Genomic DNA, 12,812 nt, shown 5'->3' on the forward strand with positions numbered 1-12,812 from the left:
CGCCCCCAGACCCCCCTTTTCGGCCTGAACGGCCTCGTCCTCAAACGCCGGACGGGCTGGAGTGGCGCGCGCGGGTGGGAGGGACGCGCTTGTCCTCATACGCCGGACGGGCTGGAGTGGCGCGCGCGGGTGGGAGGGACGCGCTTGTCCTCATACGCCGGACGGGCTGGAATGCCCTGGCCGGTGCTGAAGAGGCGCCGCCTGTGCTGTGGAAGCGGCGGGGGTGGGTGGGAACGGTGGTGTCAGGCTGCCGTGGGCCTTACCAGGCCGGATTCGTACGCGAAGACCACCGCCTGTACGCGTGCGCGGGCGCCGATCTTGGCGAGGATGCGGCTGACGTGGGACTTGACGGTGGTCGGGGAGATGGACAGGCGGGTGGCGATCTCGGTGTTGGACCAGCCGGCGGCGACCGCGGTGAGGACGTCGCGTTCGCGTCGGGTGAGGGCGTCGAGTTCTGTCTCCCGGTGGAGTGGGCCGGTGGTGTGTTCGTGCCGGACGGTGTCGATCAGGGCGCGGGTGAGGCTGGGGGTCGTGACGGCGTCTCCGGCGGCCACTATGCGGACGGCCGCGGCCAGTTCGTCCGGGGTGGCGTCCTGGGGGAGGAAACCGCCGGCTCCGGCGCGCAGGGCCGCGTAGGCGTGCCGCTCGTGGTCGGTGGGGGTCAGGAGCAGTACGCGCGGGCGGTGTTTGGTGGCTCTGGCGGACTCCGTGACCGGGAGCAGGGTGGGAGGGCGGGTGATGCGGCTGATGACGTCGACCCCGTCCGTGTCGACCACCAGGGTGTCCATCAGGACTACGTCGGGGCCTAGTGCGGCACTCATGCGTACCGCTTCGGCGCCGTTCGTCGCCTCGCCGACAACGGTCAGGTCGGGCTCGGTGGCAAGGAGCATGCGCAGGCCGAGACGCTGCAGGGACTGACGGTGGACGACGAGTACAGAGGCCATGGCGGGCACTCTCCTTGTACGAAACTGTTTCGTTCACTTCGATATGCGTCAGCCTAGCTCTCGGCGCTATCGAAACGGCTTCGTTTCGGGTGTGGTCTGGGTCACTTCTTTTTAGGGGTTGTCGCTCGCGCAGTTCCGATATATCGTTGACGCATCGCGACAGATCAACGACAAGACAACGAATGGAGTGGTTGCGATGCGTTCCCATGGAGAGGAATTCGGTCCGGGCTTCGGTTCCGGACGCGGACACGGTCATGGTGGTCCCGGGCGGCGAGCCGCCTTCGGTCCCTTCGGGCCCGGTTTCGGTGGCCCCGGCGGTCCTGGTGGTCCTGGCTTCGGCCCGGGTCCCTGGGGCGGGCGCGGCGGCCGGGGCGGACCGCGGGGCAGGGCGCGGCGCGGTGATGTCCGCGCATCGATCCTGGCCCTGCTGAAGGACCGGCCCATGCACGGCTACGAGATGATCCAGGAGATCGCCGAGCGCAGCGGGGGGGCGTGGAAGCCCAGCCCCGGCTCGGTCTACCCCACCCTTCAGCTGCTGGAGGACGAGGGCCTGATCGTCAGCGAGACCGAGGGCGGCAAGAAGCTGTTCTCGCTCACCGAGGCCGGCCGTACGGCGGCCGACGAGGGTCCCGACGCACCCTGGGAAGAGGCCGGGCGCGGCGTCGACTGGGAGGCCCTGAACGACATCCGCCAGGCCGGCTTCGGTCTGATGGAGGCCTTCGGCCAGGTCTGGAAGACGGGCAGCAAGGAGCAGCGCGAGAAGGCGCTCACGGTCATCAACGAGGCCCGTAAGAAGCTGTATCTGATCCTCGCCGACGAGGACTGATGGGGCCGATGGGCCGTCCTCGGGGACATGTCCGCCCTCGGCGGTGTGTCCCCCTGGTGCGTGAAGGCGCCCCGCGGAAGTGTCCGCGGGGCGCCTTTGTGCTGTCGTGCGGCGCTCATCGGCGGGCTCACGCCACCAAGCCGGCCAGTTTGCGCAGAGACTCGTTCAGGGCGGCCGTTCCAGAGTCCTTCAGCTTGCCGGCCATCAGGGAGACCGCCGCGCCGGTGAACTCGCCGTCGATCCGGACCGTCGTGGCGTCGCCGTCGGGCGTGAGGGTGTAGCGCGTGGCGACGGTCACGGCCATCGGGCCCTTGCCCCGGATCGACAGGGTGCGGGCGGGCTCCAGCTCGTCGATGGTCCACTCGACCTCGGCCGGGAAGCCCATCAGCTTCATGTTCTCCTCGAAGGTGCCGCCGACCTCCAGCGCGGAGGGGCCGCCCTTCGGGAAGCTCGTGTGGGTCGCGTTCCACTCTCCGTACGCCGGCCAGTCCGTCAGCTGCGCCCAGACCTTCTCCGCCGGTGCCTGGATGCGTGCCTCCGCGCTTATTTCGGCCATGCGACCACCTCTGTGTCTCGGGCTGCGGTGTCGCGGAACGTAGCTGTAAGGGCCGGAACATTCAATACTGACGAGCAGTCAGGTTCGTGGGTGGGTGGGCGGGTTCAGCTCACCCGCCGTATCACCGCCGCGTCGAACAGGTCCCACGCGCGTGGGAAGGGGCCTTCGTCGTGGCAGTGCCATGCCTCCCAGAACAGGTCGGCCAGCAGTGCGTCCTCCGGGGCGTAGACCCGGTAGACGTACTGTCTGCCGTCCGTGGCCGGCAGCGCCACCAGCCAGCACCTGCTCTCCATGTTGGAGTGGGACGTGCGAGGGCGTGCCCCGGTTGCGCCCGGGGCGTGCGGCAAGGGTGTGTGCGCCCCTTGCGTCGACTTCGGGTCGAAGCGGCGTGATGTCATCCGTAAGGAGGAGATTCCGCCCCCGATGCCCACCTTCCGTGGGACGCGGAAATGGTGCGCCACGGGGATGACCGGATCGACTGGGACTGATGGGGTAGGGGATGTGCAACCCCGTATTCCCCGGCAGTCGACCACTGAGCACGGTGCGAACCGCGTGGACAGCGATGCCAGGCTCACCGCAGAGCTGGCAGCGGTGGTGGCCGGTGCGCGCAGACGGGCGCTGCGGGACGGGGACCGGCAGATCGACACGGCCCATCTGCTGCACACCCTCCTGGAATCCGATCCCGAGGTGCGCGCGGTGTTCGAGGGCGACAGCCCGCAGGTCGCGCGGCTGCTCGGCTATCTCGTGCAGCGCAGCATCGGGTACGGGCTGCGCTGGCAGGGTTCCGTCGAGGATTCCGGGGCACTGCCCGTGCTCCCAGGAGCGGCGGGTACGGCCGTCGGCTGGTCGCCGGTCGCGGCGGGGGCGCTGGAGGAGGCGTGCGAGCGGGCCGCGCGACGCGGTGACCCACGCGCGCGTGGCGTCGATCTCCTCGCTGCCATCGTCGGGGATCCGGAGTCCCGGGCCGTCGAGGTGCTCGGGCGGGGCGGAGTCGACGCGGGGGAGTTGGTGGCGCGGCTGCGACAGGCCGAATCGACGGTGGTGGGGTGGGAGGAGTACGTCTGGGGTACTGACGGCGGCTGAGACGCGGGTCCGCTCGGCGGGCTCCGGCGGGCCGTCCAGCTCGTGAGACAGGTGTCATTGGGAGTGACGGTCATGTCGTCGCCTGTCATCATGTGCCGGTGCGTACGTCAGGGAGCGGTGAGGTCGGTCGGGGCAGGGGTGTCGGGCTCGGGCTCGCGCTGGTGTCGGCGGTCGCGTTCGGCGGGTCAGGGGTCGCGGCCAAGCCGCTGATCGAGGCGGGACTCGATCCCCTGCACGTCGTGTGGCTGCGCGTGACCGGCGCCGCTCTCGTGATGCTGCCCCTGGCCGTGCGGCACCGCGCGCTGGTGCGTCGGCGGCCCGCGCTGCTCGCCGGGTTCGGCCTGCTCGCCGTGGCCGGCGTCCAGGCCTTCTACTTCGCCTCGATCTCCCGCATCCCCGTAGGGGTCGCCCTGCTCGTCGAGTACCTCGCACCCGCGCTCGTGCTCGGCTGGGTGCGGTTCGTGCAGCGGCGGCCCGTGACCCGCGCCGCCGCCCTCGGTGTCGTCCTCGCGGTCGGCGGGCTCGCCTGTGTCGTCGAGGTGTGGTCCGGGCTGAGCTTCGACGCCACGGGGCTGCTGCTCGCGCTCGCCGCCGCCTGCTGTCAGGTCGGCTACTTCGTCCTGTCCGACCAGGGCAGCGACGCGGGCGACGAGGCGCCCGACCCGCTCGGCGTCATCGCGTACGGGCTTCTGGTCGGCGCCCTTGTGCTGACCGTCGTGGCGCGTCCGTGGGGCATGGACTGGACCGTGCTCGCGGGCACCGCGGACATGGACGGCACACCGGTCGCGGCCGGGCTCCTGCTGGGCTGGATCGTGCTCGTCGCCACGGTCGTCGCCTACGTCACGGGCGTGCTCTCGGTGCGGCGGCTCTCGCCGCAGGTCGCCGGTGTCGTGGCATGTCTGGAGGCGGTCGTCGCGACCGTGCTGGCCTGGGTGCTGCTGGGCGAGCATCTGTCGGCGCCGCAGATCGTCGGAGGCGTGGTGGTGCTCGTGGGCGCGTTCATCGCGCAGTCGTCGGCGCCCGCCAAGGGGTCGGCGGAGCCGGTCGCCCGCGGCCCCGAAAAGGATGTGGCGGCCCGTCGTACCGCCGCGTAGGGTCGCGATCATGCACGCGCGAGCACTCGTCCTTCCGCCTCCGGCCGCCTGAGGCGGGCTTTCCCGAGAACATGTCCGACGTATCGCCGTCGGGCTGAACGGCGCTGCCCGCAGACGAAGTCCGAGGAACCCCGTCGAGCCGTCGAGCCCCGAGGGCCCGGGTCCTTTCGTCATCTTCCGCGCGGTCGCCGCCCTTCGGCCGGTCTCCGCGCGACCGCGGAGAGACTCTCGTGTCGAATGCTGTCTCCGGCCTGCCCATCGGGCGAGGCCTGCTCTTTCTGATCGTCGCCGGTGCCGCCTGGGGCACCGCGGGCGCCGCCGCCTCCCTCGTCTACCGGGTGAGCGACATGGGCCCCGTCGCCCTCTCCTTCTGGCGTTGCGCGGGCGGCTTCGTGCTGCTGCTCCTCGTCCGGTCGCTGCGACGCCGTACGGCCGTCAGGTCCGGGCCGTGGCGCCGCAAGGCTCTGCGTGCCGGGGTCACCGGGCTCTCGCTCGCCGTGTTCCAGACCGCGTACTTCGCGTCCGTCCAGGCCACCGGCCTCGCGGTCGCCACCGTCGTCACGCTGGGCGCCGGGCCCGTCCTCATCGCGCTGGGCGCCCGGCTGACCATGGGTGAGCGGCTGGGCGCGGGCGGGACTGTCGCCGTCGCCGGGGCGCTCACCGGGCTCGCGGTGCTGGTGCTGGGCAGCGGTGGCGCCGAGGTCCGGCCCTCGGGTGTCGCCTGGGCCGCGCTGTCGGCGGCCGGGTACGCCCTGATGACCCTCCTCACCCGGTGGTGGGGGAGGGACGGGGAAACGGACGCGTTCGGTACGTCCGTCAGGGCCTTCGGCGTCACCACGCTGTGCCTGCTGCCGTTCGCGCTCGCCGAGGGGCTCCTGCCGCAAACCGGCGACGGCCTGCGACTCATCGGGTTGGTGGTGTACGTCGCTGCCGTGCCGACCGCCCTCGCGTACGGGCTGTACTTCGCGGGGGCGGCCGTCGTCCGCTCGGCGACCGTTTCCGTGATCATGCTGCTGGAACCGGTGAGCGCGGCGGTCCTCGCCGTCACCCTGCTCGGCGAGCGGCTGACGGCGGCGACCGTCGTGGGCACCCTGCTGATGCTGGGCGCGGTGGCGGGGCTCGCGGTGGCGGAGACGCGCGGTGCCCGTGCCGGTGTGATGGAGCGAGCGGAACCCGGAGGGGCGTTCGGCTGAGGCTCAGGCGTCCTGCGACGGGTCCTTCGCGTCGCCGATCGCGTCCAGTTCCGCGATGGCGTCCGCCGGCAGCGTCAGGTCCGCCGCCGCGATGTTCTCGCGGAGGTGGGCGCGTGAGGAGGTGCCCGGGATGAGAACGATGCTCGACGAGCGCTGGAGCAGCCAGGCCAGGGCGACCTGCTGCGGCGAGGCGCCGAGACGGGCGGCGACCTCGGTGAGGGTCCGCGACTGGAGCGGGGTGAAGCCGCCGAGCGGGAAGAAGGGCGCGAAGGCGATGTTCTCCGCCGCGCACCGCTCGACCAGCGCGTCGTCCTCCCGGTTGGCCAGGTTGTAGAGGTTCTGCACGGTGACGACCGGGGCGATGGCCTGCGCCTCGGTCAACTGGGCGGAACTGACCGCACTGACCCCGAGATGCCGGATCAGACCTTCCTTCTGCAGCTCGGCCAGGACCCCGAACTGCTCGCCGAGCGGCTGCTCACCGGCCGTGTGGTCCGCGCCGACGCGCAGGTTCACCACATCGAGTACGTCCACGCCGAGGTTCCGGAGATTGTCGTGGACGGCCGACCTGAGGCTCTCGGGGTCCAGGGCGGGCAGCCAGCTGGCGTCGCTGCCGCGCCGGGCGCCCACCTTCGTGACGATGCGGAGATCGGCGGGGTAGGGGGACAGGGCCTTCCTGATCAGCTCGTTGACAACCGTGGGTCCGTAGAAGTCGCTGGTGTCGATGTGGGTGATGCCCCGGTCGACGGCCTCGCGCAGCACCGCCACGGCCTCGTCGGGGTCCTTGGGCGGCCCGAACACATGGGGGCCCGCCAACTGCATGGCGCCGTACCCCATACGGGTCAGGGTCAGACCCTCGGCCGGGGTGAGGGTTCCGCCGGAGACGGTGTCGGCCATGGTGTTGCCTTTCGTCGCGTACCGCTGAGGTGGTCGTCGGACGTCGTCGGACGAAGTGAGTCGTCAGCGGGTGTCGTTCGTCGTTGTCCGGACCGACTCTGCCGCGATCCGTACCCGGGTGGCAGTACCCCGATGTTCCTGGGGGCGACAGGGACACCCACATCCCGGGCCGTCCGATCTACGGTGGTGGGTATGGACGCCAACAACGTGCTCGGTGAGTTTCTGCGGGCCCGCAGGGAGCTGGTCCGGCCCGAGGACGTCGGGCTCAGCGGCGGCGGTCTGCGGCGGGTGCCCGGGCTGCGCCGGGAGGAGGTCGCGACGCTCGCCGGCATCAGCTCCGACTACTACCTGCGGCTTGAGCAGGGACGGGACCGCAATCCGTCCGTCCAGGTGCTCGAAGCGCTCGCCCGGGTGCTGCGCCTCGACGCCGACGCGACCCGCCACCTGGTCGGCCTGACGGGGACCGGGCGGCGGCCCGCACCGCGCAGACGGGCGGCGAAGCCGGCCCAGGTACCGATGACCATCCGGAAGCTCATCGACGGCTGGCCCACGAACCCCGCCTATGTGCAGGACCGGTACACCGACGTGCTCGCGGCGAACGCGCTGTGCCGCGCGCTGTCCCCGGACTACGTCCCCGGCGTGAACCTGCTGCGGTCCGTGTTCCTCGACCCCGCCGCGCGCGAACTGCACCGCGACTGGGAGGACCTGACCGCCGGGATCGTCGCGAGCGTGCGCGCGCGAGCCGGCGCCGACGTCGACGATCCGCGCCTGGTCGAACTGGTCGGGGAGCTGTCCCTGCGCAGTGAGCGTTTCCGGGTGCTCTGGGGGCGCCACGACGTCGTCCCCATGCGCGCACGCGTCAGCAAGCTGTCCCACCCCCAGGTCGGCGACCTCGACCTGTACTGCGACAAGCTCGACATCGGCAGCTCGGACGGCCTCCTTCTCGTCGTCTTCCACGCCGAGCCCGGCAGCCGTGACGCGGAGCTGCTGGGGCTGTTGGGGAGCCTCAACGCCCCGGAATTCGCCGGGCATACGAAGGCCGACGAGCAGCAACCGCGGCAGCGGCAGCGGCGAGGCGATGCGCCGGTCGCCGACGAGCCGAACGCCGACGGGAGTTGAGGTCCCCTACAGCCCCCGCCTGCGCCGCTGAACCGTCAGCGCCGCCGCGTCCCGTGGCCCGCCCCGCACCGCGAGGCCGGCCGCGATACGGTCCTGGACCTCGGCGGGCTTCTTCTCGGCGTACTTGAACTTCGCCCGTACGTCCGTCACTTCGAGCCTGATGCCACGGATACCGGAGAGCATGCGCCCGTACGGCTCCTCGCCCGCTGCCACCCGTGCCGAGCCGCCCTCCGGCTGGAAGTGGCCCATCTGGCGGTTGAGCAGGGCGGCCTTCTCCGCCGGATCGTCCACGACATGGGCGGTGCAGTGGAGTTGGACGGCAGCGTAGAAGCTCGTCGGGGTGCCGTGCTCGGGTGGGCCGTCCGGTGCGGCCTGCCACGGGCCGGGGATGAACGTGTAGTCGTCGACCACGCTGAGCAGCACGGCCGGGTTTCTCTCGAGCGCGGGCCAGAGCGGGTTGGGGCGGGCCAGGTGGGTGACCGCCTCGGCGTGCTCGGGGTCGTAGGCGAAGTGCAGCGGCTGGACGTACGGCGCCTCGCCCGGCAGGCCGCTCACGGCCAGCTGGCCGAAGTCGTGGGCGGACAGCCACTGTTGCCACTCCGCTTCCTCGCGCGGCGCGTCCCAGGGATGGATCAGCATCGGGATCAGAGAGCCTCGAGATAGTCGGGGAGCTGGGCGCCGGGCGCCAACTCGGCGTCTGCGAGCGGGGTTTCGTACCCCTTGCGCAGCGGGACCACGCCGGCCCAGTGGGGGAGGGTGAGGTCCTCGGGCTCGTCGTTCACCCCGCCGGTGCGTACCTTCGCGGAGACCTCGGCGAGGTCGATGCGGATCACGGCGGTGGCGGCGAGTTCCTTGGCGTTGGCGGGCCGTGAGTCGGCCGAGCGGCCCGCCACGACGTTGTCGACCAGGACGTCCAGGGCGAGGCGCTTCTCGTCCGGGTCCGTCACCTGGTGGGCTAGGCCGTGGACGACCACCGAGCGGTAGTTGATCGAGTGGTGGAAGGCGGACCGGGCCAGGATCAGCGCGTCCACGTGCGTGACCGTCAGACAGACCGGCAGGCCCGGGTCGGCCTTGCCTGTCATCCGCAGCGGGCGCGAACCCGTCGACCCGTGCACGTAGAGGCGCTCGCCGATCCGCCCGTACAGCGTCGGCAGCACGACCGGCGCGCCGTCCCGGACGAAGCCGAGGTGGCAGACGTACCCCTCGTCGAGGATCGCGTGCACCGACTCCTTGTCGTACGAGGCCCGGTTGGGGGAGCGGGTGGGGACCGTGCGGTCGGTCGGGGCGTAGGTGTCGTCGGCTTCGCTCTGGGCTGTGCCCTGTGTCGAGTTCTGTTCCGTGCCCTGTGTGGTGGTCCCCGACATCGCGGTCTCCTTGCGATCCATATTGCACTAGTGCATAATCTCTGTTGTGCTAGGAGAATATCCGATCGTAGGCCGGGGCGCAGCAGAGATTTCTGCGAGCGTCGAACGCGCGGTGGGTGCCGGGGAGCTGGAACCCGGTCAACTGCTGCCACCCATGCGGGAGTTGGCGGAACGGCTCGGGGTGAATCCCAATACCGTCGCCGCCGCCTATCGCACGTTGCGGGAACGCGGGGTCATCGAGACCCACGGGCGGCGCGGCAGCCGGGTGCGCTCCAAGCCGGCCACCACCGGGCGCGAGTACATCCGGGTGGAGGTGCCTGCCGGTGTGCGGGACGTGGCGCACGGCAATCCCGATCCGGCGCTGCTGCCGTCACTGGCGGCGGCGTTCGCGGCGGCCGGCGAGCAGGGTGACCAGGTGCCGGTGCTCTACGGGGACGCCACCGTGGAACCGGAGCTGGCCCGGATCGCCCGCGCCGACCTCGACGCCGACGGTGTGCCGGACGGACCCCTCGCCGTCACCTCCGGTGCGCTGGACAGCATCGAGCGCGTCCTCGCCGTACATCTCAAGCCCGGTGACACCGTCGCCGTCGAGGATCCCGGGTGGGGCGGGCTGCTGGACCTCGTACCGGCGCTCGGGCTGCGTATGGTCCCGGTGGGTGTCGACGACGAGGGGCCGCTCGCCGAGGACGTACGGCGGGCGCTGGCGGCCGGGGCCCGGGCGCTGATCGTCACGGACCGGGCGCAGAACCCGACCGGGGCGGTCGTGAGCGCCACGCGTGCGCGTGCCCTGCGTTCTGTCCTCCGGGAGCACCCGGAGACCCTGCTCATCGAGGACGACCACGGCTACCGGATCGTCGACCAGCCCCTCCACCCGCTGGCCGGGGTCACCCGGCACTGGGCGTTCGTCCGCTCGGTCGCCAAGGCGTACGGCCCCGACCTGCGCCTGGCCGTTCTCACCGGGGACCCTGTCACCGTCGACCGGGTCCGGGGGCGGCAGCGGCTCGGGCCGGGCTGGGTCAGCCGGCTGCTCCAGCGGGCCGTCGTACGGCTGTGGGCCGACGACGCGCTGGACGCGCGCGCGGTGGCCTCGGCATACGGGCGGCGCCGGGACGCGCTGATCGACGCGCTCGCGCGGCGCGGGGTCGCGGCCCATGGGCGCAGCGGACTGAACGTGTGGATCCCGGTCCCGGACGAGACCGGCGCGGTCGCCCGGCTGCTGCATGCGGGCTGGGCCGTCGCCCCTGGAGCCCGCTTCCGGATGAACGCGCCGTCCGGGATCAGGGTGACTGTGGCGACGCTGACGGCGGTGGAGACGGGGGTGCTGGCGGATGCGATTGCTTCGGCTGTGGGGTCGGTGGGGGCGCGGACCTACGTCTAGGAGCGGACCTACGTCTAGGACTTGTCCGCTCGCTCGTGGTGGGGCACGGAAGGCCGTGGTGCTCCGGTTGTGTGCCGGGTGCCGGGTGCCGGGTGCCGGGTGCCGGTGGGCGGGTGTGGTGCGTCTGGCTCCGGCTGCCAGGCGGAGGTGGTGCTCGCATCAGCCGCTGCCGAAGTTGCGGGGGTCCCCGGCCGGGCCACGTCGCGAGTGGGGGAAGCGGCGCCACGGCGACATCGCTGGGGCCCTCCTGGGAGAAGGCGCCCGCTGGAGCGGCCGGGGTCGTCGACACCCGGCGTCTCCGGCGTGATCCGCCGCAGGCTCCAGGGACTGCCGGCGAGCCGCTCGGGAGTCGGTCAGCGGCCAGGCCGCGCCCGGCGGCCCGTGCCGGCCTGGGTGAGGGCCGCCCCGGCCAGCACCACCACCGCGCCCACCGGTGTCGACCAAGTCAGGGTCTCGCCGAGCAGGGTGACCCCCGCGATCGTGGCGATGACCGGGATGAAGTACGTGACCATCTGGGCGGTCGTCGGGCCCGTCTCCGCGACCAGGCCGTACTGCAGCAGCATCGCGAAGCCCGTGCCCAGTGCGCCGAGGGCGATGATTGCGAGCAGCGGGCCGACGGGGAGGTCGTCGGGTATGGAGGTGAACAGCGTGGTCACCACGGCCAGTTGGAGGGTGGCCAGCAGCAACTGGGCGCCGCTGAGCGACAGATGGGAGTGGCTCGAACCCGCCAGTGTGCGGCGGACGTAGATCCAGCCGATCGGATAGCTGAGCGAGGCCAGCAGGGCCAGTGCCGTGCCCTTCGTGTCCAGGCCGTGAAAGCCCTGCCAGGCGCCGAGAACGGTCAGTACGCCTATGAAGCCCAGGCCGAGACCGGCCACCCGGACCCGTGTCGGACGGTCCTCCGAGAGCGCGACCAGGGACAGGGCCATGCCCCACAGCGGCGAGGTCGCGTTGCAGATGCCGGCGAGGGTGGACGGGATCGTCAGCTCCGCGTACGCGAACAGGGAGAACGGCAGTGCGTTGATGAGGAACGCGGCCACCGCCAGGTGTCCCCACGTGCGTCTGCCCCGGGGGAGCCGCTCCCGCTTCACGGCGAGTGCCGCCGCCAGGACCGCCGTACCGAACAGCAGTCGGCCGAAGGTGACCTGGAACGGGGCGAACCCCTGTGTGCCGACCTTGATCAGTAGGAAGCTGAAGCCCCAGATCAGGGAGAGGACGCCGAAGCGGATGCGCCAGTCGAGCGCGGGGTGGCGGCGGGCTGGGGAGGGGGTGGGTGTGGGCGTGGGTGTGGGTTGCGGTGTCGTGGGGTTTGTGGTGGTGGCGCGGCTCATGCTCCTACGGTCCCTGAGTTGATCTCGTAGCACAAGCGAGCATTTGTTCGGCTCATCTCGTAGAATTGCTTACATGTTGAACCTGGAGCGCCTGCGCACCCTCGATGCCCTCGCCCGGCACGGCTCGGTCAGCGGGGCGGCCGAGGGGCTGCATGTGACGACGTCGGCCGTCTCGCAGCAGATGTCCAAGCTGGAGCGGGAGGTGGGGCAGCAGCTCCTCGCCAAGAACGGGCGGGGTGTGCGGCTCACCGACGCCGGACGGCTGCTCGCCGACCATGCCGCGCGCATCCTGTCCCAGGTCGAGCTGGCCCAGTCCGATCTGGAGGCGCAACGCGGGCAGGTGGTGGGTGAGTTGCGGCTGTCGGCGTTCCCGACCGCCGCGCGCGGGCTGTTCCCGGCCGCGCTCGCGGCCCTGCGGGCCGAGCATCCCGGGTTGCGGTTGCGCTCGTGCGAGCTGGAACCGGAGGCGGGGGTCGCCGGGGTGGTGCGGGGGGATCTCGACCTGGCGGTCGTGCTCGACTGGTACAACAAGCCGATGCCGTTGCCCGACGGGCTGGTGAAGGCGGCGATCCTGGACGATCCGGCGGATGTGGCGATGCCGGTCGGGCATCCGCTCGCCGGTCGGAGCGAGGTGGATCTCGGGGAGTTCGCCGAGGACGAGTGGATCACTTGGGGGGAGGGGGAGTTCTGCCATGAGTGGCTGATGTTCACGCTGCGGTCGAAGGGGGTGGAGCCGTGTATCGGGCATCGGGCGGCGGAGACGCATACGCAGTTGGGGTTGGTCGCGGCGGGGCTTGGGGTGTGTATCGCGCCGTTGCTCGGGCGGCATCCTGTGCCTGAGGGGGTTGTGACTGTTCCGTTGCGGCAGCGGGTGCGGAGGCATGTGTACGTGGTGTGGCGGGCGGATGCTGATCGGCGGCCGTCGATTCGGGCGGCGGTGGATGCGTTGCGGGTGGCGGGGCGGGGGGTTGGGTAGGGTTTTCGCCCCCGCCGCCCCTACCCGTCCCATCCTTCTGGGGGCTGTGCCCCA

Annotated in this window: 14 protein-coding genes; 7 read left to right on the forward strand and 7 right to left on the reverse strand. The window is 71.5% G+C overall.

All coding sequences use genetic code 11. The features are described from left to right. Nucleotides 1-242: 242 nt before the first annotated feature. Nucleotides 243-944 (reverse strand): LuxR C-terminal-related transcriptional regulator, encoded by a 702-nt coding sequence (locus ACWCRB_RS45640; protein ID WP_451001713.1) that lies wholly within the window; start codon nucleotides 942-944, stop codon nucleotides 243-245. A gap of 196 nt (nucleotides 945-1,140) precedes the next feature. Here ACWCRB_RS45640 and ACWCRB_RS45645 point away from each other — a divergent pair, with 196 nt between their 5' ends. Then, nucleotides 1,141-1,770 carry a PadR family transcriptional regulator gene (locus ACWCRB_RS45645; RefSeq protein WP_451001714.1) on the forward strand — a complete coding sequence of 210 codons (630 nt, stop codon included), beginning with the start codon at nucleotides 1,141-1,143 and terminating at the stop codon, nucleotides 1,768-1,770. A 127-nt stretch (nucleotides 1,771-1,897) separates the two neighbouring features. Here ACWCRB_RS45645 and ACWCRB_RS45650 read toward each other — a convergent pair whose 3' ends face one another. After that, the gene (locus ACWCRB_RS45650) at nucleotides 1,898-2,326 is read right to left on the reverse strand and encodes a type II toxin-antitoxin system Rv0910 family toxin (RefSeq protein ID WP_369032630.1); all 429 of its coding nucleotides are present in this window, start codon (nucleotides 2,324-2,326) and stop codon (nucleotides 1,898-1,900) included. Nucleotides 2,327-2,430: 104 nt separating this feature from the next. Continuing rightward, nucleotides 2,431-2,619: a hypothetical protein gene (locus ACWCRB_RS45655; RefSeq protein WP_450418460.1), complete on the reverse strand. Its 189-nt coding sequence runs from the start codon at nucleotides 2,617-2,619 to the stop codon at nucleotides 2,431-2,433. Nucleotides 2,620-2,827: 208 nt separating this feature from the next. On the opposite strand from ACWCRB_RS45655, the gene ACWCRB_RS45660 reads away from it, so the two are divergent. The 3 genes from ACWCRB_RS45660 to ACWCRB_RS45670 all read left to right on the forward strand — a co-directional run bounded on the left by ACWCRB_RS45660 (nucleotide 2,828) and on the right by ACWCRB_RS45670 (nucleotide 5,696). After that, complete coding sequence (locus ACWCRB_RS45660; protein WP_451001715.1) at nucleotides 2,828-3,409, forward strand: Clp protease N-terminal domain-containing protein; 582 nt, start codon at nucleotides 2,828-2,830, stop codon at nucleotides 3,407-3,409. Nucleotides 3,410-3,501: 92 nt separating this feature from the next. After that, nucleotides 3,502-4,503 (forward strand): EamA family transporter, encoded by a 1,002-nt coding sequence (locus tag ACWCRB_RS45665; RefSeq protein WP_451001716.1) that lies wholly within the window; start codon nucleotides 3,502-3,504, stop codon nucleotides 4,501-4,503. Nucleotides 4,504-4,733: 230 nt separating this feature from the next. After that, nucleotides 4,734-5,696: a DMT family transporter gene (locus ACWCRB_RS45670; protein ID WP_451001717.1), complete on the forward strand. Its 963-nt coding sequence runs from the start codon at nucleotides 4,734-4,736 to the stop codon at nucleotides 5,694-5,696. 3 nt (nucleotides 5,697-5,699) lie between these two features. Here the strand turns inward: ACWCRB_RS45670 and ACWCRB_RS45675 are convergent, their stop codons facing one another. Beyond that, nucleotides 5,700-6,590 (reverse strand): oxidoreductase, encoded by an 891-nt coding sequence (locus ACWCRB_RS45675; protein ID WP_451001718.1) that lies wholly within the window; start codon nucleotides 6,588-6,590, stop codon nucleotides 5,700-5,702. A gap of 192 nt (nucleotides 6,591-6,782) precedes the next feature. On the opposite strand from ACWCRB_RS45675, the gene ACWCRB_RS45680 reads away from it, so the two are divergent. Continuing rightward, entirely contained in the window at nucleotides 6,783-7,709 is a 927-nt protein-coding gene (locus tag ACWCRB_RS45680) for a helix-turn-helix domain-containing protein (protein ID WP_451001719.1), read from the forward strand. 6 nt (nucleotides 7,710-7,715) lie between these two features. Here ACWCRB_RS45680 and ACWCRB_RS45685 read toward each other — a convergent pair whose 3' ends face one another. Together ACWCRB_RS45685 and ACWCRB_RS45690 are read right to left on the reverse strand one after the other, a co-directional pair. Further along, nucleotides 7,716-8,348 (reverse strand): FMN-binding negative transcriptional regulator, encoded by a 633-nt coding sequence (locus tag ACWCRB_RS45685; protein ID WP_451001720.1) that lies wholly within the window; start codon nucleotides 8,346-8,348, stop codon nucleotides 7,716-7,718. A gap of 5 nt (nucleotides 8,349-8,353) precedes the next feature. Next, complete coding sequence (locus ACWCRB_RS45690) at nucleotides 8,354-9,073, reverse strand: pyridoxamine 5'-phosphate oxidase family protein (RefSeq protein WP_451001721.1); 720 nt, start codon at nucleotides 9,071-9,073, stop codon at nucleotides 8,354-8,356. Between the two features lie 46 nt (nucleotides 9,074-9,119). On the opposite strand from ACWCRB_RS45690, the gene ACWCRB_RS45695 reads away from it, so the two are divergent. Further along, entirely contained in the window at nucleotides 9,120-10,451 is a 1,332-nt protein-coding gene (locus tag ACWCRB_RS45695) for an aminotransferase class I/II-fold pyridoxal phosphate-dependent enzyme (RefSeq protein ID WP_451001722.1), read from the forward strand. A 353-nt stretch (nucleotides 10,452-10,804) separates the two neighbouring features. Here ACWCRB_RS45695 and ACWCRB_RS45700 read toward each other — a convergent pair whose 3' ends face one another. After that, complete coding sequence (locus ACWCRB_RS45700) at nucleotides 10,805-11,782, reverse strand: DMT family transporter (RefSeq protein ID WP_451001723.1); 978 nt, start codon at nucleotides 11,780-11,782, stop codon at nucleotides 10,805-10,807. 73 nt (nucleotides 11,783-11,855) lie between these two features. Here ACWCRB_RS45700 and ACWCRB_RS45705 point away from each other — a divergent pair, with 73 nt between their 5' ends. Then, a complete protein-coding gene (locus ACWCRB_RS45705) occupies nucleotides 11,856-12,758 on the forward strand; it encodes a LysR family transcriptional regulator (protein WP_451001724.1) in 903 nt (300 codons plus the stop codon). Nucleotides 12,759-12,812 lie beyond the last annotated feature (54 nt).

It is taken from the genome of Streptomyces sp. NPDC002156, assembly GCF_053593675.1.